Origin of the sequence: Variovorax pasteuri (assembly GCF_051216435.1) — a bacterium.
GTDB lineage: Bacteria > Pseudomonadota > Gammaproteobacteria > Burkholderiales > Burkholderiaceae_C > Variovorax.
Window position 1 is genome coordinate 114854 of sequence record NZ_JBPJZS010000014.1, and the last position, 20617, is coordinate 135470.

Consider the following 20617-nt stretch of genomic DNA (forward strand, 5'->3'; position numbering starts at 1 on the left):
CAAAGCCGGTTCCGCGGTGTTCTCGCAAAGACCCCTCGACTTCAAACCTGATCACTCACACCAGAGCGCCCACCATGACGATCAAAGACTTCGCCTACGACCACCCCGACCGCGACGTGGCGGCCTTCAAGCGCGCGGTGGCCAACAAGCTGATCTATGCGGTCGGCAAGGACCCCGTCGCCGCCAGCCAGGACGACTGGCTCAACGCCACCTCGCAGGCGGTGCGCGACCAACTGGTCGAGCGCTGGATGATGACCACGCGCGCCAACTACGCGCAGGACCTCAAGCGCGTGTACTACCTCTCGATGGAGTTCCTCATCGGGCGCACCTTCACCAACGCGCTGCTGGCCGTGGACCTGTTCGACACCGTGCGCGAGGCGCTGGCCGACTTCGGCGTCGACATGGACGCGCTGGCCGAGCGCGAGCCCGATGCGGCTTTGGGCAACGGCGGCCTCGGCCGGCTCGCGGCCTGCTTCCTCGACTCGATGGCCACGCTCGGCGTGCCCGGCATGGGCTACGGCATCCGCTATGAATACGGCATGTTCCGCCAGCAGATCGTCGGCGGCCAGCAGGTCGAGACACCCGACTACTGGCTCACGCGCGGCAACCCCTGGGAGTTCCAGCGGCCCGAGGTGAACTACCGCGTGCGCTTCGGCGGCCGCGTGCAAAGGCGGGAAGGCACCAACGCCCCCTACGGCGCGGCCGACTGGGTCGACACCCACGACGTGCGCGCCGTGGCCTACGACACCATCATTCCGGGCTACGGCACGCAAGCCACCAACACGCTGCGGCTGTGGTCGGCGCGCGCCACCGAGGAAATCGACCTCTCGGCCTTCAACCGCGGCAACTACATGGGCGCGGTCGAAAGCAAGAACCAGTCGGAAAACGTGTCGCGCGTGCTCTACCCCGACGACTCCACGCCCTCGGGCCGCGAGCTGCGGCTGCACCAGGAGTACTTCTTCTGCAGCGCGAGCGTGCAGGACCTGCTGCGCCGCTACCTGCGCAGCCACAAGACCTTCGACCAGTTGTCCGAGAAGGTCAGCATCCACCTGAACGACACGCACCCGGTGCTCGCGGTGCCCGAGCTGATGCGCCTGCTGCTCGACGAGCACGGCCTCGACTGGGACACCGCGTGGGCCCACACGCAGAAGGTGTTCAGCTACACCAACCACACGCTGATGCACGAGGCGCTGGAAACCTGGCCGGTGGAGATGCTCGGGCGCATCCTGCCGCGGCACCTGCAGATCATCTACGACATGAATGCGAAGTTCCTCGCCACGGTGACGCAGAAGGCGGGCAACGACGTCGAGCTGCTGCGCAGGCTGTCGCTGGTCGACGAGGCCGGCGAACGGCGCGTGCGCATGGCCTACGTGGCGGTGCTGGCGAGCCACTCGATCAACGGCGTGTCGGGCTTGCACTCGGAGCTCATGAAGCAGTCGATCTTTGCCGACTTCGACAGGATCTTTCCGGAGCGCTTCAACAACAAGACCAACGGCGTCACGCCGCGCCGCTGGCTGGCGCAGGCCAACCCGCCGCTGGCGGCGCTGCTCGACCAGCGCATCGGCAAGGGCTGGCGGCGCGACCTGTCGCAGCTCGAGGCGCTCAGGCCGATGGCCGAGCAACCGGCCTTCGTGCGCGCCTTTCGCCACGCCAAGCGCGAGAACAAGCTGCGCCTGGCCAACTGGGTCGAGCAGCACCTGAAGATCGACATCGACACCGACGCGATGTTCGACGTGCAGGTCAAGCGCATCCACGAGTACAAGCGGCAACTGCTCAACGTGCTGCACGTGGTGGCGCGCTACCACCGCATCCTGGACGCGCACGCCACGGGCGCGCCCATCGACATCGTGCCGCGCGTGGTGGTGTTCGCGGGCAAGGCGGCGTCGGCGTACGTGATGGCCAAGCTGGTCATCCGGCTCATCAACGACGTGGCGAGCACCATCAACGCCGACGCGCGCGTGGGCAAGCTGCTGAAGGTGGTGTTCCTGCCGAACTACAGCGTGAGCCTGGCCGAGATCATCATGCCGGCGGCCGACCTGTCGGAGCAGATTTCCACCGCGGGCACCGAAGCCTCGGGCACCGGCAACATGAAGTTCGCGCTGAATGGCGCGCTGACCATCGGCACGCTGGACGGCGCCAACGTGGAAATGCGCGAGAACGTGGGGCCGGAGAACATCTTCATCTTCGGCAACACGACGCCGGAGGTGGCGGACATCCGCGCGCACGGCTACCAGCCGCGCGACATCTACGAGCAGAACGCCGAGCTCAAGCGCGTGCTCGACGACATTCGCGACGGCGCGTTCTCGGCGGGCGAGCCGGCGCGCTACCAGGGCATCTACGACGCGCTGGTGAACTGGGGCGACCACTACCTGCTGCTGGCCGACTACGTGAGCTATGTGGCCAAGCAGGGCGAGGTGGACGCGCTGTACCGCGACTCGGACGCGTGGACGCGCAAGGCGATCCTGAATGTGGCGGGAATGGGCGCGTTCTCGTCGGACCGCACGATCGCGCAGTACGCGCATGAGATCTGGCACACCAAGCCGGTGGTGCTGGGCTGAGCTGAGCTGCGACACGGGGCCTGCCGCGGTGGCGGCCTGCTGAACAGACTTTGACATTGCGTGGGGCCGCCAACGCCCTGAGAGGGATTTCCCATGACACGCTTTGCGATGATGACTTTCACCATGGCACTGCTCACCGCCTTCGCGCTGGGCCCCGCCGTCCATGCGCAGAAGAACACGCCGCAGGAGCGCACCTGGCGGCGCAACACCCATGCGGGGCAGGAGGTGCGCATCTTCACCTACGTGCAGCACCGCTCGGATTGCGCCCAGGGCCCCGATCCGCGCATCACCCTGCGGACACCGCCCGCGCACGGCACCACCGCCGTGCGGCCGGACACCGTGGCCATCGGCCCCTCCCGGTTCGGTGCGACCGATTGCAGCGGCCGCTCGCTGTCGGGCCTGGGCATCTGGTTCGTGCCGGAGCCGGGGTTCAGCGGGATCGACCAGTTCGACTACGACGTGCAGTTCACGAACGGCGTGGCGCACGACACGGCAATGATCGAGGTCAAGCCCTGAGGCTTCAGGGCAGGCCGGCGGCGCTCAGCGCTTGACGGAATCGGTGGCGGGCGGCGGCGCGTCGGTCACGAAGCCGATGCGGCTCAGCCCCGCCTTGTTCGCGATGCCCATCAGCGCCACCACCTTGCCGTAGGGCACGGTCTGGTCGGCGCGCAGCTGCACCTCGGTGTCCTTGCTGTCGGCCGCGGCCTTCTCGAGGCGGGTGGCCAGTTCTTCGTCGGTCACGGGCTGGTCGTTGAAGAAGACCTTGCCCGCGGCATCGACCGCCAGGCTCACGAACTTGGGCGCGTCGTTGGGCTGGCCCGCGTCGGTCTGCGGCAGGTCGAGCTTGATCGAACTGGCCATCAGCGGCGCGGTGATGATGAAGATCACGAGCAGCACCAGCATCACGTCGACCAGCGGCGTCACGTTGATGTCGGACAGCGGGCGCTGCGCGCCCGCGCCCATGGCACGCCCGCCGCCGCCGGCGCTGCTGCCCAGTGATGTGCGTCCGAAGGCCATGGTGCGGCGTGCCCTGCCTGCCTAGACCGGCATCGGCCGCGCGGGCGGCGGCGCGGCCGGTGCCGGCGGGGTGCCGAAGCTGCCCAGCAGGTCGTGCGCGAAGCCTTCGAGCTCCGCTTCGATGCGGCCGATGACGCGGCCGAACACGTTGTACGCCAGCACGGCGGGAATGGCCACGGCCAGGCCGAAGGCCGTCATGACCAGCGCCTCGCCGACGGGGCCGGCCACCTTGTCGATGGTGAAGCCGCCGGTCTGGCCCGCAATGCCCGACAGCGCACCGTAGATGCCCCACACCGTGCCCAGCAGCCCGACGAAGGGCGCCGTGGCGCCGACGGTGGCAAGCAGGATCTGGCCTGCCTGCAGCCGGCGCAGGGCGCCATGCAGGGCGTCGCGCAGGACGCGCGTGAGCCGCTGGTTGCGATCGACCGTGGCGCCCAGCGTGCCATCGGGCGCGCTGGTGGCCACGCTCTTGATGGCAGACACCGCAGGCGAAACGAGCATGGCCTTGTCGAAGCCCTTGAGCTTCTGTTCGGCGTCGGCCAGCGTGGACGACTGCCAGAACGCCGCGATACTGCGCAGCACGTCGCGCGTACCGCCGCGCAGCAGCCAGGCCTTCCAGAGAATGATGACCCAGCTCGCGATCGACATCGCAAGCAGCAGCGCGGCCACCGAACGGCTGACGCCGTCGCCATGGGTCAGCAGTTCGAGCACGCTCATCGGCGGTCCTTTTGTTTAGCGAAGACCCAGCATGTCTTCAGCGAAGACCGAGCACGTCGTACATGTCGAACAGGCCGGCGCGCTGCCCGGCCAGGAAGCGCACCGCGCGCAGGCTGCCCTGGGCGTAGGTGACGCGGCTCGACGACTTGTGGGTGATTTCGATGCGTTCACCCGTGCCGGCGAACAGCACGGTGTGGTCACCCACGATGTCGCCGCCGCGGATGGCCGAGAAGCCGATGGTCGAGGGGTCGCGCTCGCCGGTGATGCCTTCGCGGGCGTACACGGCGCATTCCTTCAGGTCGCGGCCCAGCGCGTCGGCGATCACCTCGCCCATCTTGAGCGCGGTGCCCGAGGGCGCGTCGACCTTGTGGCGGTGGTGCGCCTCGATGATCTCGATGTCGTAGCCGCTCGACATGGCCTTGGCCGCCATTTCGAGCAGCTTGAAGGTGACGTTGACGCCCACGCTCATGTTGGGCGCCATCATGATCGCGATGTCTTTCGCGATCTCGGCGATCTCGGCCTTCTGCTCGTCGCTGAAGCCGGTGGTGCCGATGACCGCCTGCACACCGAGTTCACGGCACACCGCGAGGTGCGCCAGCGTGCCTTCGGGGCGGGTGAAGTCGATGAGCACCTGCGCATCCTTCAGGCCTGCACGCAGGTCGGACACGATGGACACGCCGCTGTCGAAGCCCAGGAAGGCGCCGGCGTCGGTGCCCAGGGCCGGGCTGGCCGCGATGTCGAGTGCGCCGGCCAGGCGCAGGTCGGGCGCATTGCGCACGGCCTCGATCAGCATGTGGCCCATGCGGCCCGATGCGCCGGCAATGGCGATGCGGCGCGCGCCGGAAGCGGAAGGGGAGGAGGCGGAAGTGGATTCGGTCACGCGGATTCAGTCATGCAAAAACACGGGGAACACGGGACGGGCACTGCCTGGCTCGGCGGGCGCCGCCCGCTACGGCTGTCTGTCTGGCTGCTGGCGCGTTTCAGCGCGCGGCTTCGAGCGGGGGATAGGCGGCCGGCAGTGGCGGGAGCGAGGCCTGCGCACCGGCGGTATCGCCCTTTTTCTCGTCCTTGGAAGGGGCGAACTTCTTGAGGTCATCTTCCGACGCCTCGAGCGGGGGCACCTTGCCGGATTTCTTGCGGGTGTCGAGCGTGGCGACGAAGTCTTCTTCGCTCGGCATCTCGTCGCCTTCGAAGCGGTCCATCAGTTCGCCGTTGAAGAACACCGTCAGGTGGCGCTCCTGCGGGTCGACGCCCTGGCGGCGGATGGTGAACACGTAGTCCCAGCGGTTGGTGTGGAAAACGTCGCTCAGCAGCGAGGTGCCGAGGATTTCACGCACCTGCTGGCGCGACATGCCGGGCTTGAGCGCCGCGACCTGTTCCTTCGACACGAAATTGCCCTGCACCACTTCGACCTTGTAGGGCGTGACCGCGGACAGCGCGCTGCGCGTGCGATCGCTGAAACCGCTGCAGGCACCCAGGCAGAGCGTGGCGGCCACGGCGGCGACCAGCAGCCAGGAACGGCGTTGGAGAATGGCAGGCATGGGAGGAAAAGGGGGTAGCGATATGATCGGCCATTGTAGCGGCTGCCCCTTTTCCGGGGCCTTTGCCGCAGCCCAGGGCGCAGGAACCAACATGGCCAACATCGACGAACTCAAGAACACCGGCCTCAAGGCCACACTGCCACGCCTGAAGATCCTCGAGATCTTCCAGACCGGCAGCCAACGGCACATGACGGCGGAAGACGTGTTCCGCGTGCTGCTCAACGAACGCTCCGACATCGGTCTGGCCACGGTCTACCGCGTGCTGACGCAGTTCGAGCAGGCCGGCATCCTCGAACGCAGCCACTTCGAGAGCGGCAAGGCCGTCTACGAACTGAACGAAGGCACGCACCACGACCACCTGATCTGCACCTCGTGCGGCAAGGTCGAGGAGTTCTACGACGCCGAAATCGAACGCCGCCAGCAGATGATCTCCAAGGACAAGGGCTGGATCCTGCAGGACCACGCCATGTCGCTCTACGGCCTCTGCGGAGACTGCGTCAAGCAACGCTGAAGCCGCGTCAGTCCTGCCCGGTTTCCATCGCCTTGTGGTGGCGCGCCACGAAATCGGCGTAGGTGTCGATGCCGCGCAGCTGCAGGATCGAATTGCGCACCGCCGCCTCCACCAGCACGGCGATGTTGCGCCCCGCCACCACCTGGATGATCACCTTGCGCACCGGAATGCCCAGCACGTCCTGGGTGAGCGGCGCCGAAGGCATGCGCTCGTAGTCGCGCTCGAAGCTGTCGCGGCGCACCAGGTGCACGATGAGCTTGAGCCGCATCTTGCGGCGCACCGCCGTCTCGCCGAAGATCGCGCGGATGTCCAGCAGGCCGATGCCGCGCACCTCCAGCAGGTTGAGCAGCAGGTCGGGGCAGCGCCCCTCGATGGTGTTCTGGTTGATGCGGTACAGGTCGACCGCGTCGTCGGCCACCAGGCCGTTGCCGCGCGAGATCAGCTCCAGCCCGAGCTCGCTCTTGCCCAGGCCCGACTCGCCCGTGATCATCACGCCCATGCCCAGGATGTCCATGAACACGCCGTGCATCGAGGTGCGCTCGGCGAAGTGCTTGGACAGGTAGGCGCGCAGCAGGTCGATCACGAAGGCCGACGACTCGCGCGTGGCAAAGAGCGGCAACTGGGCGCGCTCGCAGATCGACAGCAGTTCGTCCGGCGCGGCCTGGCCGTCGGCCAGCACCAGCATCGGCGGCTCCAGCGTGACGATGCGCGCGATGCGACGGGCGCAGTCTTCGGGGCTGCCGCGCGTCAGGTAGGCCACCTCGCGGGCGCCCAGGATCTGCACGCGGTACGGGTGGATGTAGTTGAGGTAGCCGACCAGGTCTGCCGCCGATTGCGCGCGGCTGATGACCTCGGGGTCGAACTGGCGTTCTGACGCGCCAAGCCCTGCGAGCCATTCCCAGCGGAGCGACCCGCGGAACTCCTCGAACATGGCATCGGCGCTGATGACGGTCGGCTTCATGCGTTCAGGCACCGGCGCACGGGCGCCAGCATTGCGTTGGAGTGACGGAAAGAGCCGCGCAGCTTATCAGCAGCCGCGCGTGCCGACGCATGCGCTCAGGCGACTTGCGTGGATTGCCAGCCGGCAATGAGGCCGTGCAGCACGGCCGCGTCGGTGCTGGACTTGATCTGTTCGCGCAGGCTGGCGTCGCTCAGCAGCTCGGCGATTTCAGACAGGATTTCGAGGTGCTTCTGCGTGGCCGCTTCAGGCACCAGCAGGAAGATCAGCAGCGCGACGGGTTGTTCGTCGGGTGCGTCGAACCCAATGGGGTTGGCCAGCTGGAACACGGCGGCCATCGGCGCCTTCAGGCCCTTGATTCGGCCATGCGGAATGGCAACGCCGTGGCCCAGGCCGGTGGAGCCGAGGCGCTCGCGCGCAAACAGGCTGTCGGTGATGAGGGCGCGTCCCAGGCCGTGAAGGCTTTCGAACAGCAAACCTGCTTCTTCGAAAGCACGTTTCTTGCTGGTGGCGTCAACGCTCACGAGCACTTGGGCGGGCGGCAGGATGGACGCGAGGCGATTCATGGTGGGTGCAGAGCGGGGGCGATTATGCACCCGGTTGGTAAAAACCCCCAGTCCCTGTATTTACTTTTTATCTACATGTTGCCCGCAGGCCCCTTGGCGCCTGGGGTGCCTGCCAAAGCCCTTGCGTGACAGTCGGAAAACAAAAAGCCGCCCGGAGGCGGCTCTGCGAGTGGAGCGCGAGGCGCCCGATCTACATCAGGCGCTTGGGCGCCGCGTGATGGTGATCCTGCAGGCGGTCCTTGTGGCGCACCACCTGGCGGTCCAGCTTGTCGACCAGGTCGTCGACCGCGGCGTAGAGATCAGCATGGCTCGATTCGGCGAACATGTCGCTGCCCTTGACGTGGATGTTGCACTCCGCCCTTTGGCGGCGTTCCTTTTCCTTCTGCTTTTCCACCGTGAGGATCACCTTCACATCGACCACCTGGTCGAAATGCCGGGTGATCCGGTCCAGCTTGCTCGTGACATAGGTCCGCAAGGCAGGTGTGACGTCGAGGTGATGGCCGCTGATCGTCAAATTCATGAATGACCTCCTGGAATTGACGGTTGGGGAAATGACCGCGCTCCGGAATGAAGCGTGGCCGGGGGAACTGGTGTGCGTGGGAAAGAAGGGGGGAAGAAAGAGAAATGAGACAGAAATTGGAGCGGTCGATTCACTATGCCCAAGCTGTCACGGGATTGCAATACCAGGGTTGCCCGCAGCGCCGCACGCCTTTCGCGCAGCTTTTCACATGCTCATCAATCCATAGCAATGCACGCGCGCGGGGCAGGCCTCGCCGGCTTTTTGCGCAGATGTGTGTCAGGGCGAAAAACCCGGTGACCCTGCCGTCGGCAGGGCCAGCCGCTTCAGCGCCAGGCCGCGCGCATCCGGTTGCGCAGGTCGATCACCGCGCTCGGCGGCGGCACCGCCGGCGGACGTTCCGGCGGGGGCGGCCAGGTCTGCTGCTCGAAGCCTGCGAGGTCGGCGTCGGCGATGAAACGCGTGCGGTTGGCGTACAGGTGGCGGTCGCCGCGCGCCGCCTGCTGCGTGATGTGGAAGCGCTGCGGCACCAGCAGGTGCAGGTGGTCGCGCGCCCGCGTCATGGCCACGTAGAGCAGCCGGCGCTCTTCCTCCAGCTCTTGCGCGCCCTGCGCCACGTCGGCCGGCATGCAGCCGTCGACCACGTTGAGCACGTGCACCGAATTCCATTCCTGCCCCTTGGCCGAATGGATGGTCGAGAGGATCAGGTAGTCCTCGTCGAGCAGCGGCGGGCCCGGGCGGTCGCTGGTGGCCTCGGGCGGATCGAGCGTGAGTTCGGTGAGGAAGCGTTCGCGCGAGCCGTACCCCGCGGCCAGTCGCGCCAGTTGCTCCACGTCGGCGCGCCGCACGCCGGAGGTGTCCTCGTACAGCCGTTCCAGGTGCGGCAGGTACCAGTTCATGGCCACCTCCACATCGGCCGGCCAGGGCAGCGACGGCGCGCGCAGGGCGGCATACGCGTCGGCGAACTCGGCCCACTGCGCGCGCGCGGCGGAAGGCGGCAAGAAGTCGCGCACCGCCGCCGCCGGGTCGGCCGCCTGGTCCATGGCGTCGAGCAGCCGCGCTCCCGTGGCGGGCCCGATGCCCGGAATGAGCTGCGTCACGCGAAAGCCCGCCATGCGCCCGCGCGGGTTCTGCGCAAAGCGCAGCACCGCGAGCAGGTCTTTCACGTGCGAGGCCTCCAGGAACTTGAGTCCGCCGAATTTCACGAACGGAATGTTGCGCCGCGCCAGCTCCAGCTCGAGCCCCGCGCTGTGCGACGAGGTGCGAAACAGCACCGCCTGCGACTTCAGCGCCAGCCCGCCCTCGCGGTGCGCCAGCACCTTGTCGGCCACCCAGCGCGCCTGCCCTGCCTCGTCGGCCACCAGCACCAGCATCGGCTTGCCGGCCGAGGGCTTGTCGGTCCACAGCGTCTTGGCGTGGCGCTCGGCTGCCTGCGCGATCACGCGGTTCGACACGTCGAGGATGGGCTGCGTCGAGCGGTAGTTGCGCTCCAGCGTGACCACGCGCGCGGCTTGCGTGAACTGCGTGGGAAAGTCGAGGATGTTGCGCACCGTGGCGCCGCGGAACGAATAGATCGACTGCGCGTCGTCGCCCACCACCGTCACGCCGCGCCCGTCGGGCTTGAGCCCCAGCAGGATCGACGCCTGCAGCAGGTTCGTGTCCTGGTATTCGTCGATCAGCACATGGTCGAAGCGTGCGCCCATCTGCGCGGCCAGCGCGGGCTCGGCGGCCATTTCGGCCCAATAGAGCAGCAGGTCGTCGTAGTCGAGCACGTTCTGCTGCTGCTTGGCCTCGACGTACGCGCCGAACAGCTTCTTGAGTTCGGCCTCCCACTCGGCGCACCAGGGAAAGGACTCCTTGAGCACCTGCGCCAGCGGCGCGCGCGTGTTCACGCAGCGCGAATAGATCGACAGGCAGGTGCCCTTGCGCGGAAAGCGGTTCACGGTGGACGACAGCCCGAGTTCATGGCGCACCAGCCCCATCAGGTCTTCGGCATCGCCGCGGTCGTGGATGGTGAAGTTCTCGTCCAGCCCGATCTGCGGGGCGTATTCGCGCAGCAGCCGCGCGCCGATGCCGTGGAAGGTGCCGGCCCATGGGAGCACGGGCGGTGCTTCGGACTTCAGGCCGAGCACCCTGGCCAGCACCTGCCCCGCGCGGCGTTCCATTTCCTGCGCGGCCCGGCGCGAGAAGGTCAGCAGCAGCAGGCGCTGCGGATCCACGCCGCCGGCGATGAGGTGCGCCACGCGGTGCGCCAGCGTGCTGGTCTTGCCCGAGCCGGCGCCGGCAATGACGAGCAGCGGCCGTTCGTCGCGTTCGGCGACATGGGTATCGACCTCGCCGATGGCAGCGCCCACGCCATGCTCGACCGCCGCGCGCTGCGCCTCGTTGAGTGTCGACAGTGCGGCGGCCAGGCGCTCGGCCTGGGTCTTCGGCGCGGCGGGAAAAGCAAGGGGCGCAGCGGTCTGCATGCGCCCGACTTTACTGTATGCCCGTCCAGTCCGACCGGCGACCGTCATATGGCCGGTGACATAATCGCGCCTCGCTGCAACCAGAGATTCTTCCCATGGAAACCGCCCCGTCTCGGCAGCTTTCAACTCCCTTTCACTGACCCGCTTTTCGCGCGCGTCGGGCCCGGGAATTGAAAGCGCCCCTCCCCCCGCCCCACGTTTCAGTCAGTCACACCCGGGAGTGAGCCCATGCTCAACATCTTTACGCTCGCCAACGGCCGCCTCGTCCAGGAAGAGATCGAGTCGCTCGAAGAGCTCTCCAAGTTCCATCCGATCTGGGTCGACCTCGAGTCGCCCACGCTCGAAGAGAAGCGCTGGATCAAGCAGTACTACGGCCTGTCGATTCCCGAAGATGCGATGGACGAGGACATCGAGGAATCGGCCCGCTTCTACGAGGAAGACAACGGCGAGCTGCACATCCGCTCCGACTTCCTGATCGACGACGACGAAGACCCGCGCACCGTGCGCGTGGCCTTCATCCTGAACCAGCACAACACCGACCTGCGCAGCCGCGGCGTGCTGTTCTCGATCCACGACGAGGACGTGCCCGTGTTCCGCCTGCTGCGCATGCGCGCGCGCCGCGCGCCGGGGCTGATCGAAGACGCGAAAGAAGTGATGCTCAAGCTCTTCGACGCCGACGCCGAGTATTCGGCCGACACGCTGGAGAACATCTACGACGAGCTCGAGGTCGCCGGCAAGAAGGTGCTCTCGGGCAACGTCAGCGACGAGCTGGCCGGCGAGGTGCTCGGCGCCATTGCGCGGCAGGAAGACTTGAACGGGCGCATCCGCCGCAACGTGATGGACACGCGCCGCGCCGTGAGCTTCATGATGCGCAGCAAGATGCTCAACGCCGAACAGTTCGAGGAAGCGCGCCAGATCCTGCGCGACATCGAGTCGCTGGACAACCACACGGCCTTCCTGTTCGACAAGATCAACTTCCTGATGGATGCGACCGTCGGTTTCATCAACATCAACCAGAACAAGACCATCAAGATCTTCTCGGTGGCCAGCGTGGCGCTGCTGCCGCCCACGCTGATCGCGAGCATCTACGGCATGAACTTCAAGTTCATGCCCGAGCTCGACTGGGCCATGGGCTACCCCTACGCCATCGTGCTGATGGCCGCCAGCGCGCTGGTGCCGATGTGGTACTTCCGCCGGCGCGGCTGGCTCAAGTAGCCGCGCTGTCGGAAGAAGGCAGCGTGGCCAGCCACGCGTCGACCAGCGCCAGGCTGTAGCGGCTCGCGACCACGGCGACGAAGCGCGCGAAGTCGCCATGCGCAGCGTCGTCGGCCCGGTCGGAAATCGTGCGCATCGCCGCGAAGGGCACGCCGTAGTCGTGGCACACCTGCGCCACCGCCGCGCCTTCCATCTCGACGGCCAGCGCGTCGGGCAGCTCGCGCTGCAGCGCCGCGCTCTCGGCCGTGGTCGACACGAAGCGGTCGCCGCTCACCAGCAGGCCGCGGTGCACCTTCGGCGACGACAGGCCGAACTCGTCGACGCCGGCCTGCCCGATCAACGCCACCGGGTCGCGCAGCACGCCCTCGACGACATCCGACAGTGCGTCGCTGATTGCAGCGTCCGCCGCAAAGCGCGACAGGCCCATCAACGGCACCTCGTGCTTCGGAAAGATCGGCGAGGCGTCCATGTCGTGCTGCAGCAGTTCGGTCGCCACCACCACGTCGCCCACGTTCACGCCCGGCGCCAGCCCGCCCGCGACACCCGTGAACACGATGGCCCGCACGCCGAAGCGCTCCAGCAGCACAGTGGCCGTGACCGCCGCCGCGACCTTGCCGATGCGCGACAGCACCGCCACGACCGGCTGGCCGTGCAGATGACCGACCCAGAAGTCGCGCCCCGCGACACGCACGCGCTGCTCGTCGGGCATCTGCGCGAGCAGCGCGCCCAACTCCTCATGCATGGCCGCAACGATGGCGACGGGTGCAGCCACGGCTTACTTCATGTCCACGCCGTAGAACGTATGGCGTCCGAAGGGGCTCAGCTTGAAGTCGACCACTTCCTTGCGCACCGGCTTCAGCTGCACCGCGTGCGCGATGGTGAACCACGGCGCCTGCTCCTTGAAGATGACCTGCGCCTTCTTGTAGAGCGCGTCGCGATCGGCCTGCTTGGTGGTGCTCTTGGCCTTCACCACGAGGTCTTCGTACGGCTGGTAGCAGAACTTAGACACGTTGCTGCCGCTGGCCGACTTGGCCGAGGCGCAGCCGAGCAGCGTGTACAGGAAGTTGTCCGGGTCGCCGTTGTCGCCGGTCCAGCCCATCATGCCCATCTGGTGCTCGCCGGCCTGCAGGCGCTTGCGGTACTCGCCCCACTCGAAGCTCTTGATCTCGGCCTTCACGTTGATCTTGGCCAGGTCGGCCTGCATCAGCTCGGCGATGCGCTTGGCGTTCGGGTTGTACGGGCGCTGCACGGGCATGGCCCACAGGTCGGTGGAGAAGCCGTCGGGGAAGCCGGCCTGCGCCAGCAGCTTCTTCGCGGCCTCGGGGTCGTACGGGTCGTCCTTCACCGCGTCGTTGTAGGACCACATGCTCGGCGGAATCGGGTTCTTCGCGGCCACGCCGGTCGACAGGTACACGCCGTCGATGATGGCCTTCTTGTTGATCGCCATGCTCACGGCCTTGCGCACGCGCACGTCGTCGAAGGGCTTCTTGGTGGTGTTGAACGACAGGTAGCCCACGTTCAGGCCGGGCTGCTCCAGCACCTGCACGTTCGGGTCCTTGCGAATCGCGTCGAGGTCGGCCGGGTTGGGGTACGGCATGACGTGGCATTCACCCTTCTGCAGCTTGGCCCAGCGCACCGAGGCATCGGGCGTGATCGCGAACACCAGGTCGTCGATCTTCGCCTTGCCGCCCCAGTACTGCGGGAAGGCCTTGAAGCGGATGATGGCGTCCTTCTGGTACTGCACCAGGTAGAACGGGCCGGTGCCGATCGGGTCCTGGTCGACCTTCTCGGGCGTGCCGGCCTTCAGCATGGCGATGGCGTATTCCTTCGACTGGATGCCCGCGTACTGCATGGCCAGGTTCGCGAGGAACGGCGCCTCGGGCTGGTTGAGCACGATCTTCACCGTGTAGTCGTCCACGCGGTCCACCGTCTTCAGCAGCTTGGGCATGCCCATGTCGTTGAAGTACGAGTGGTTCTGGCTCGTGACCTTGAAGAAGGGGTCGCTCTCCTTCCACTGGCGCTCGAGCATGAAGATGAAGTCGTCGGCGTTGAAGTCGCGCGTGGGCTTGAAGCTCTTGCTGGTGGTGTGCCACTTCACGCCCTTGCGCAGGTGGAAGGTGTACTGCGTGCCGTCGGCGGAAATGTCCCACTTCTCGGCCAGCCCCGGCACGACCTTGGTGCCGCCGCGCTCGAACTCGACAATGGTGTTGTAGACCTGCGTGGTCACGTCGAACGAGGTGCCGGTGGTGTTCATGCCGGGGTAGAAGTTCTCGGGGCTGCCCTCGGAGCAATACACCAGCGTCTTGGCGGACACGGCGCCACAGGCCAGGGTCAGGGCCGCGAGCGCCGTCGGCGCCAGGAGCGCCAGGCTTCGTGAGCGGCGCGAAACAGTGGACTGGGTCGTCATGTGGACTCCTTGAGACACGGTTGAGAAAACGGGGAACAGGCGACGGCTAGAGGCTCGCCGCCATCGGGACATCGGCGCGCACCACCGGTACGCCATCGAGAAACTTCTCCGAGAAGTGGCAGGCCACCATCCGCTCGTCGAGCATGCGCGGCAACGGCCGCTCTTCGCGGCAACGCGGCGCCACGTGCGCGCAGCGCGTGTTGAACACGCAGCCTGCGGGCGGATTCAGCGGCGACGGCAGCTCGCCCTTGAGCACGATGCGCTGGCTGCTGAGCCCCGGCGTCGAGGCCAGCAGCGCCTGCGTGTACGGGTGCAGCGGCCGCGCAAAGATGCGCGACTTCGGGCCCTGCTCCACCGCATGGCCCAGGTACATCACGAGCACGTCGTGCGCGATGTGGCGCACCACGCCGAGGTCGTGCGAGATGAAGAGGTACGCCAGGCCCAGCTCGGCCTGCAGGTCGGCCAGCAGGTTCAGCACCTGCGCCTGGATCGACACGTCGAGCGCCGACACCGGCTCGTCGGCCACCAGCAGGCGCGGCGACAGCATCAGCGCGCGCGCAATGGCAATGCGCTGGCGCTGGCCGCCCGAGAACATGTGCGGGTAGCGGTTGGCGTGCTCGGGCCGCAGGCCCACGCGCGCAAGCATGTCGCGGGCCTTGGCGGCGCGCTCCGACTTGCCCAGCGTGGTGTTGATGGCCAGCGGGTCTTCGAGCACCGCCGAGATCTTCTTGCGCGGATTGAGCGAGCCGTACGGGTTCTGGAACACCAGCTGCACGGCCTGGCGCAGCTCGCGCCTGCGTTCGGGCGGCGGATTCACGGCATCGGCACCGACCAGCGTGAGCCGGCCCGCCGTGGGCGTCTCGATCAGCGCGACCATGCGCGCCAGCGTCGACTTGCCGCAGCCCGACTCGCCGACCACGGCCAGCGTGCGGCCGCGCTCGATGCGAAACGAGATGTCGCCTACCGCGCGCAGGTGCGCCGGTGCGCGAAACACGCCGCGGCGGATGTCATAGGTGCGCTGGAGGTGGGTCGCCTCGACGACCACGTCGCTCGATGCTTCGCTCATGACTGCACCTCGACCGCTTGCTGCGTCGGCGGGTCTTGCGCGATGGCCGCCATGCGCCCCGGTTCACCGAGCGGAAAGTGACAGCGCACCTGTGCCTGCGCCCCCGCGTCATGCCATTCGCGCAGTGCGGGGCGCACCTGGCAGGCTCGCTCGGTCACGTAGCCGCAGCGCGGCGCGAACAGGCAGCCGGCGGGCCGGTCGTGCACGCCGGGCACCACGCCGCTGATGGTGGCGAGCCGCCCCTCGGGCGCGGCGCGCTCGGGCAATGCCGCAAGCAAGGCCTCGGTGTACGGATGCTGCGGCGCCGCGAAGAGGCGGTCGACGCGCTGGTGCTCCACGACCTGCCCCGCATACATCACGGCGATGCGCTGCGCCATTTCGCTCACCACGCCCATGTTGTGCGTGATGAGGACCAGCGCCATGCCGCGCTCCTTCTGCAGGTCGCGCAGCAGGTCGAGGATCTGTGCCTGGATGGTCACGTCGAGCGCGGTGGTCGGCTCGTCGGCGATCAGCAGGCGCGGGTTGCAGGCGATGGCCATGGCGATCATCACGCGCTGGTTCATGCCGCCCGACAGCTGGTGCGGGTAGCTGCCCAGGCGCGACGAGGCGGCCGGAATGCCCACCTGCTCCAGCAGCTCGGTCGCGCGCTTCTTCGCTTCTCGCTTGTCGAGCTTCAGGTGCAGCCGCAGCGTCTCCATCAGCTGGAAGCCGATGGTGAAGCAGGGGTTCAGGCTGGTGGTCGGCTCCTGGAAGATCATCGCGACCTCCTTGCCGACCAGCGCGCGGCGCGCCTTGTCGGAAATGCCGAGCAGCTCCTTGCCCGCGAAGCGCATGTGGTCCGCGCGCACGCGGCCCGGAAAGCCGACGAGGCCCATCAGCGCCATCATGGTCACGCTCTTGCCCGAGCCCGATTCGCCGACGATGCCGAGCACCTCGCCCTCATCGAGCGTGAGGCTCACGCCGTCGACCGCATGCAGCACGGCGCCCTGCGTGGGGAATTCAACATGCAGATCCTTGATGTCAAGAAGACTCATCGCACCCCCAGTCTTCGCGCACTTCGTGTCGCTGCGCCAACCCCCTTGCAGGGGGCGACACCAGCGGCCCGGCGAAGCCGGTTCCGCGGTGTCCCTGGAATCAGGCGGTGGGGATTTGTCATCGTTTGAGTTTCGGGTCGAGCGCGTCGCGCAGGCCGTCGCCCAGCAGGTTGAACGCCAGCACCGCGGCAAGAATCGCCAAGCCTGGAAAGGTCACGACCCACCATGCGCGCAGCACGAACTCGCGCGCATCGGCAAGCATGGTTCCCCATTCGGGCGACGGTGGCTGCGCACCGAGGCCGATGAAGCCCAGCGCCGCTGCGTCGAGGATGGCGGTCGAGATGCCGAGCGAAGCCTGCACGATCAGCGGCGCGGCGCAGTTGGGCAACACCTCGCGGAACATCAGGCGCAGCGTGCCGGCGCCGCTCACGCGTGCGGCGGTCACGTAGTCGCGCGAGACCTCGGCGATGACGGCTGCGCGCGTGATGCGCACGTAGTGGGGCAACACCACGATGGCCACGGCGACCATTGCGTTGATGAGTCCCGGCCCGAGGATCGCCACGATCACGATGGCCATCAGCAGGCTCGGCATGGTGAGCACGATGTCCATCAGCCGCATGATCGCGATCTCGAGCACGCCGCGGAAAAAGCCCGCGACCAGCCCGAGCACCACGCCCACGACCACCGAGATCGCCACCACCGCCACACCGATCGACAGCGACAGCCGTGCGCCGTACATCAGCCGCGAAAGAATGTCGCGCCCGATGGCGTCGGTGCCCAGCAGGTAGCTCACGGAGCCGCCGTGCTGCCATGCCGGCGGCAGCAGGAAGACGGCGCTGTTGGTTTCGTTGGGCGCGTGCGGCGCGATCCACGGCGCGAACAGCGCGACCAGCAGCAGCACGGCGATGGTGACCAGCCCGATGACCGCGCCGCGGTTGGCGGAGAACGCCGTCCAGAACTCGCGCCAGGGGCCGGGCGGTGCGGCGCTCTTGGCGCCGGCGGAGACTGCGTGTGTCGTTGCCATGAGGTCAGTGCCGGATGCGCGGGTTGATGACGCCATAGGCCACGTCGACCAGCAGGTTGACGAGCATCACGAGCCCGCCCAGCAGCAGCATGCCGCCCTGCAGCACCGGGTAGTCGCGCCGGCCGATGGCTTCGATGAGCCACTTGCCGACACCGGGCCAGGAGAAGATCGTTTCGGTGAGGATCGCGCCCGTGAACAGCACGCCCACCTGCAGCCCGATGACGGTGACCACCGGAATCAGCGCGTTGCGCAGCGCATGCAGCCCCACCACGCGAAAGCGCGACAGGCCCTTGGCGCGCGCGGTGCGGATGTAGTCCTCGCCCAGCACCTCGAGCATGGCCGAGCGCGTCATGCGTGCGATCACCGCGAGCGGCACGGTGCCCAGAACGATGGCCGGAAGAATGAGGTGGTGCAGCGCCGACCAGAAGGCGTCGGTGTCGCCGGCGCGCAGCGAATCGATCAGCAGGAAGCCGGTCTGGGGCTCGATGAAGTACTGCACCGCGATGCGGCCCGACACCGGCGTCCATCCGAGCTGCACCGAGAAGAACAGGATCAGCAGCAGACCCCACCAGAAGATCGGCATCGAGTAGCCGGTGAGCGACGTCGCCATCACGCCGTGGTCGAAGATGGAGTTGCGCCGCACCGCGGCAAGAATGCCCGCGGGCAGCCCCAGCAGCAACGCGAAAAGAATGGCGCACACCGCGAGTTCCATGGTGGCCGGGAACAGCGCGAGGAACTCGCTCATCACCGTGTCCTGCGTGATGATCGACTTGCCCAGGTCGCCATGCAGCACGCGGCCTATATAGATGCCGTACTGCACGATCACGGGCTTGTCGAAGCCGTAGGCCGCGCGCAACTGGGCGTGGCGCTCGGGGTCGATGCCGCGCTCGCCGGCCATCGTCTCGATGGGGTCGCCCGGCACCAACCGGATGAGGAAGAAGGCGAGCAGCGTCATGCCGATGAAGGTCGGCACCAGCAGGCTCACACGGGTCAGGAGGAATCGAAGCATCGACCCGCGAATATGCAAGATCGATGCCGCAGCCCTACCCGGGCCGAACCCTTAGCCCAAGGCTACTTCTTGGTGTCGCGCAGCTCGCGGCGAAGGATCTTGCCGACCGGCGTCTTCGGCATGTCGGTACGAAACTCCACAATTCGCGGCTGCTTGTAACCCGTAAGGTTTGCTCTGCAGTATTCGCGCACCTGCGCTTCGGTGAGCGAGGGGTCTTTCTTGACGATGACGAGCTTCACGCCCTCGCCGGTCTTCTCGTCGGGCACACCGACCGCGGCGCATTCGAGCACGCCCGGAATCAGTGCGACCACGTCCTCGATCTCGTTCGGGTACACGTTGAAGCCCGACACCAGGATCATGTCCTTCTTGCGGTCGACCACCTTGAAGTAGCCGCGCTCGTCGACCACGCCGATGTCGCCGCTCTTGAAGTAGCCGTCGGGCGTCATGACCTTGGCCGTCTCGTCGGGGCGCTGCCAGTAGCCGGCCATGACCTGCGGGCCCTTGATGGCAATCTCGCCGCGCTCGCCGGCCGGCACCTCGTTGCCCTCGTCGTCGAGCAGCTTGAGCCAGGTGTTGGGCAGCGGCAGGCCGATGGTGCCGGTGTAGGCCGTGCTGTTGGTCGGGTTGCAGGTGGTCGAGGGCGAGGTCTCCGACAGGCCGTAGCCCTCGCAGATCGAGCAGCCTGTCTTCTCGAGCCACAGCTTGGCGACCGCGGACTGCACCGCCATGCCGCCGCCCACCGAGATCTTGAGATTCTTCCAGTTGACGGTGTTGAAGTCGGGGTGGTTCGCCAGCCCGTTGAACAGCGTGTTGACGGCAGGGAAGCTGTGGATGGTGTGCTTCGACAGTTCCTTCAGCACGCCCGCGAGGTCGCGCGGATTCGGGATGAGGATCAGCTTGCCGCCCGTGCGCATGTTCAGCATCATGCCGACCGTGAACGCGAAGATGTGATACAGCGGCAGCGCGCACACGCTGGTGGGCTGCTCGCCGGCCGGCACCTTGTTCATGGCCGGCTCGTTCCACGCCTCGGACTGCAGCACGTTCGCGATCACGTTGCGATGCAGCAGCACGGCGCCCTTGGACACACCCGTGGTGCCGCCGGTGTACTGCAGCACCGCCACGTCGTCGGGACCGATGGCCACCGGCTTGGGCGACGCACTCGCGCCCTTGTCGAGCGCGTCGTTGAAGCGCACCGCGCCCGGCAGGCTGAAGTGCGGCACCAGCTTCTTCACGTTGCGCACCACGTAGTTGACGATCGCGCCCTTCAGGAAGCCGAGGCGGTCGCCCATCGAGGCCAGCACGATGTGCTTGATCGGCGTGGCAGCAATGCATTGCTGCAGCGTGGTGCCGAAGTTCTCCATGATGACGATCGCCTTCGCGCCCGAGTCCTTGAGCTGGTGCTCGAGTTCGCGCGGCGTGTACAGCGGGTTCACGTTGACCAGGATCAGGCCCGCGCGCAGGATGGCCGCCACCGCAATGGGGTACTGCGGGCAGTTGGGCATCATCGCGGCGACGCGGTCGCCCTTGGCGAGACCCAGTCCCTGCAGGTAGGCCGCGAAGGCCTTGCTCTGCTTGTCCGTCTCGGCGTAGCTGATGTCCTTGCCCATGAAGCTGTAGGCCGTGCGGTCGGCGTACTTCTTGAAGCTCTCTTCCATGAGCGCGACCAGCGAGGGGTACTGCGAGGCATCGATATCTGCGGGCACACCCTGTGGGTAGCTGCTGAGCCAGGGACGGTCGGTCATTGGGGTTGTCTCCTCCGGAGTCGGACAGTTGAAAACGAAAACGGCGCACAAGGTGGCGCCGCGAAGACTCGCCCGCGTGGCGGGCGTGGACCTTCGGCCTATTCGATGGCCTTGCCCATATCTTCCACTACTTTTTTAGCATCGCCAAAAACCATCATGGTCTTGTCCATGTAGAAGAGTTCGTTGTCCAGGCCGGCATAACCTGCGGCCATGGAGCGCTTGTTGACGATGACGGTCTTGGCCTTGTAGGCCTCCAGGATGGGCATG

At 67.0% G+C, this 20617-nt stretch carries 20 protein-coding genes; 4 read left to right on the plus strand and 16 right to left on the minus strand.

Annotated elements, in window-relative coordinates; all coding sequences use genetic code 11:
- Nucleotides 1-74 precede the first annotated feature (74 nt).
- Both ACSFBM_RS31970 and ACSFBM_RS31975 read left to right on the plus strand, forming a co-directional pair.
- Complete coding sequence (locus ACSFBM_RS31970) at nucleotides 75-2558, plus strand: glycogen/starch/alpha-glucan phosphorylase (protein ID WP_435438964.1); 2484 nt, start codon at nucleotides 75-77, stop codon at nucleotides 2556-2558.
- Nucleotides 2559-2651: 93 nt separating this feature from the next.
- Entirely contained in the window at nucleotides 2652-3074 is a 423-nt protein-coding gene (locus tag ACSFBM_RS31975; RefSeq protein WP_435487987.1) for a hypothetical protein, read from the plus strand.
- Nucleotides 3075-3098: 24 nt separating this feature from the next.
- Here ACSFBM_RS31975 and ACSFBM_RS31980 read toward each other — a convergent pair whose 3' ends face one another.
- From ACSFBM_RS31980 to ACSFBM_RS31995, 4 genes are all read right to left on the minus strand, one after another.
- Entirely contained in the window at nucleotides 3099-3575 is a 477-nt protein-coding gene (locus tag ACSFBM_RS31980) for an ExbD/TolR family protein (RefSeq protein ID WP_435487988.1), read from the minus strand.
- 21 nt (nucleotides 3576-3596) lie between these two features.
- Nucleotides 3597-4292, minus strand: coding sequence for a MotA/TolQ/ExbB proton channel family protein (locus ACSFBM_RS31985; RefSeq protein WP_435487989.1), 696 nt, complete (start codon nucleotides 4290-4292; stop codon nucleotides 3597-3599).
- Nucleotides 4293-4329: 37 nt separating this feature from the next.
- Complete coding sequence (gene dapB / locus ACSFBM_RS31990; protein WP_435438961.1) at nucleotides 4330-5172, minus strand: 4-hydroxy-tetrahydrodipicolinate reductase; 843 nt, start codon at nucleotides 5170-5172, stop codon at nucleotides 4330-4332.
- A 100-nt stretch (nucleotides 5173-5272) separates the two neighbouring features.
- Nucleotides 5273-5833, minus strand: coding sequence for an outer membrane protein assembly factor BamE (locus ACSFBM_RS31995; protein WP_435487990.1), 561 nt, complete (start codon nucleotides 5831-5833; stop codon nucleotides 5273-5275).
- Between the two features lie 91 nt (nucleotides 5834-5924).
- On the opposite strand from ACSFBM_RS31995, the gene fur reads away from it, so the two are divergent.
- On the plus strand, nucleotides 5925-6344 hold the full coding sequence (gene fur, locus ACSFBM_RS32000) for a ferric iron uptake transcriptional regulator (protein ID WP_435438959.1): 420 nt from the start codon (nucleotides 5925-5927) through the stop codon (nucleotides 6342-6344).
- Between the two features lie 7 nt (nucleotides 6345-6351).
- Here the strand turns inward: fur and hprK are convergent, their stop codons facing one another.
- From hprK to ACSFBM_RS32020, 4 genes are all read right to left on the minus strand, one after another.
- Nucleotides 6352-7305 (minus strand): HPr(Ser) kinase/phosphatase, encoded by a 954-nt coding sequence (gene hprK / locus ACSFBM_RS32005; RefSeq protein ID WP_108141382.1) that lies wholly within the window; start codon nucleotides 7303-7305, stop codon nucleotides 6352-6354.
- A 95-nt stretch (nucleotides 7306-7400) separates the two neighbouring features.
- The gene (locus tag ACSFBM_RS32010) at nucleotides 7401-7868 is read right to left on the minus strand and encodes a PTS sugar transporter subunit IIA (RefSeq protein WP_124458504.1); all 468 of its coding nucleotides are present in this window, start codon (nucleotides 7866-7868) and stop codon (nucleotides 7401-7403) included.
- A 190-nt stretch (nucleotides 7869-8058) separates the two neighbouring features.
- Nucleotides 8059-8388, minus strand: a complete 330-nt coding sequence (gene hpf / locus ACSFBM_RS32015) for a ribosome hibernation-promoting factor, HPF/YfiA family (RefSeq protein WP_435438958.1) — start codon at nucleotides 8386-8388, stop codon at nucleotides 8059-8061.
- A 323-nt stretch (nucleotides 8389-8711) separates the two neighbouring features.
- Complete coding sequence (locus tag ACSFBM_RS32020) at nucleotides 8712-10853, minus strand: ATP-dependent helicase (protein ID WP_435487991.1); 2142 nt, start codon at nucleotides 10851-10853, stop codon at nucleotides 8712-8714.
- Nucleotides 10854-11081: 228 nt separating this feature from the next.
- Here ACSFBM_RS32020 and corA point away from each other — a divergent pair, with 228 nt between their 5' ends.
- The gene (corA, locus tag ACSFBM_RS32025; protein ID WP_435438956.1) at nucleotides 11082-12068 is read left to right on the plus strand and encodes a magnesium/cobalt transporter CorA; all 987 of its coding nucleotides are present in this window, start codon (nucleotides 11082-11084) and stop codon (nucleotides 12066-12068) included.
- Here corA and ACSFBM_RS32030 read toward each other — a convergent pair.
- The 8 genes from ACSFBM_RS32030 to ACSFBM_RS32065 all read right to left on the minus strand — a co-directional run.
- Nucleotides 12061-12840, minus strand: coding sequence for a 5'-methylthioadenosine/adenosylhomocysteine nucleosidase (locus ACSFBM_RS32030; protein ID WP_435487992.1), 780 nt, complete (start codon nucleotides 12838-12840; stop codon nucleotides 12061-12063). The two genes, corA and ACSFBM_RS32030, sit on opposite strands and share 8 nt — an antisense overlap.
- 3 nt (nucleotides 12841-12843) lie before the next feature.
- Nucleotides 12844-14475, minus strand: coding sequence for an ABC transporter substrate-binding protein (locus tag ACSFBM_RS32035; RefSeq protein WP_435487993.1), 1632 nt, complete (start codon nucleotides 14473-14475; stop codon nucleotides 12844-12846).
- Nucleotides 14476-14521: 46 nt separating this feature from the next.
- Entirely contained in the window at nucleotides 14522-15541 is a 1020-nt protein-coding gene (locus ACSFBM_RS32040; RefSeq protein ID WP_435487994.1) for a dipeptide ABC transporter ATP-binding protein, read from the minus strand.
- Nucleotides 15538-16575 (minus strand): ABC transporter ATP-binding protein, encoded by a 1038-nt coding sequence (locus tag ACSFBM_RS32045; RefSeq protein WP_435487995.1) that lies wholly within the window; start codon nucleotides 16573-16575, stop codon nucleotides 15538-15540. Before ACSFBM_RS32045 ends, ACSFBM_RS32040 begins: the two co-directional genes overlap by 4 nt.
- 118 nt (nucleotides 16576-16693) lie before the next feature.
- Nucleotides 16694-17599: an ABC transporter permease subunit gene (locus ACSFBM_RS32050; protein WP_435487996.1), complete on the minus strand. Its 906-nt coding sequence runs from the start codon at nucleotides 17597-17599 to the stop codon at nucleotides 16694-16696.
- 4 nt (nucleotides 17600-17603) lie between these two features.
- Nucleotides 17604-18608 carry an ABC transporter permease subunit gene (locus ACSFBM_RS32055; RefSeq protein WP_435487997.1) on the minus strand — a complete coding sequence of 335 codons (1005 nt, stop codon included), beginning with the start codon at nucleotides 18606-18608 and terminating at the stop codon, nucleotides 17604-17606.
- Between the two features lie 62 nt (nucleotides 18609-18670).
- A complete protein-coding gene (locus tag ACSFBM_RS32060; protein ID WP_435487998.1) occupies nucleotides 18671-20350 on the minus strand; it encodes a long-chain-fatty-acid--CoA ligase in 1680 nt (559 codons plus the stop codon).
- Between the two features lie 98 nt (nucleotides 20351-20448).
- Nucleotides 20449-20617: NAD(P)(+) transhydrogenase (Re/Si-specific) subunit beta (locus ACSFBM_RS32065; protein WP_435487755.1), on the minus strand; the 169-nt coding region annotated here is incomplete at its 5' end.

Bases quoted from the DNA above. Each gene is read 5' to 3' on its own strand.
- ACSFBM_RS31970 (WP_435438964.1), top strand. From the start codon at position 75: ATGACGATCAAAGACTTCGCCTACGACCACCCCGACCGCGACGTGGCG.
- ACSFBM_RS31975 (WP_435487987.1), top strand. From the start codon at position 2,652: ATGACACGCTTTGCGATGATGACTTTCACCATGGCACTGCTCACCGCC.
- ACSFBM_RS31980 (WP_435487988.1), bottom strand. From the start codon at position 3,575: ATGGCCTTCGGACGCACATCACTGGGCAGCAGCGCCGGCGGCGGCGGG.
- ACSFBM_RS31985 (WP_435487989.1), bottom strand. From the start codon at position 4,292: ATGAGCGTGCTCGAACTGCTGACCCATGGCGACGGCGTCAGCCGTTCG.
- ACSFBM_RS31995 (WP_435487990.1), bottom strand. From the start codon at position 5,833: ATGCCTGCCATTCTCCAACGCCGTTCCTGGCTGCTGGTCGCCGCCGTG.
- fur (WP_435438959.1), top strand. From the start codon at position 5,925: ATGGCCAACATCGACGAACTCAAGAACACCGGCCTCAAGGCCACACTG.
- hprK (WP_108141382.1), bottom strand. From the start codon at position 7,305: ATGAAGCCGACCGTCATCAGCGCCGATGCCATGTTCGAGGAGTTCCGC.
- ACSFBM_RS32010 (WP_124458504.1), bottom strand. From the start codon at position 7,868: ATGAATCGCCTCGCGTCCATCCTGCCGCCCGCCCAAGTGCTCGTGAGC.
- hpf (WP_435438958.1), bottom strand. From the start codon at position 8,388: ATGAATTTGACGATCAGCGGCCATCACCTCGACGTCACACCTGCCTTG.
- ACSFBM_RS32020 (WP_435487991.1), bottom strand. From the start codon at position 10,853: ATGCAGACCGCTGCGCCCCTTGCTTTTCCCGCCGCGCCGAAGACCCAG.
- corA (WP_435438956.1), top strand. From the start codon at position 11,082: ATGCTCAACATCTTTACGCTCGCCAACGGCCGCCTCGTCCAGGAAGAG.
- ACSFBM_RS32035 (WP_435487993.1), bottom strand. From the start codon at position 14,475: ATGACGACCCAGTCCACTGTTTCGCGCCGCTCACGAAGCCTGGCGCTC.
- ACSFBM_RS32040 (WP_435487994.1), bottom strand. From the start codon at position 15,541: ATGAGCGAAGCATCGAGCGACGTGGTCGTCGAGGCGACCCACCTCCAG.
- ACSFBM_RS32045 (WP_435487995.1), bottom strand. From the start codon at position 16,575: ATGAGTCTTCTTGACATCAAGGATCTGCATGTTGAATTCCCCACGCAG.
- ACSFBM_RS32050 (WP_435487996.1), bottom strand. From the start codon at position 17,599: ATGGCAACGACACACGCAGTCTCCGCCGGCGCCAAGAGCGCCGCACCG.
- ACSFBM_RS32055 (WP_435487997.1), bottom strand. From the start codon at position 18,608: ATGCTTCGATTCCTCCTGACCCGTGTGAGCCTGCTGGTGCCGACCTTC.
- ACSFBM_RS32060 (WP_435487998.1), bottom strand. From the start codon at position 20,350: ATGACCGACCGTCCCTGGCTCAGCAGCTACCCACAGGGTGTGCCCGCA.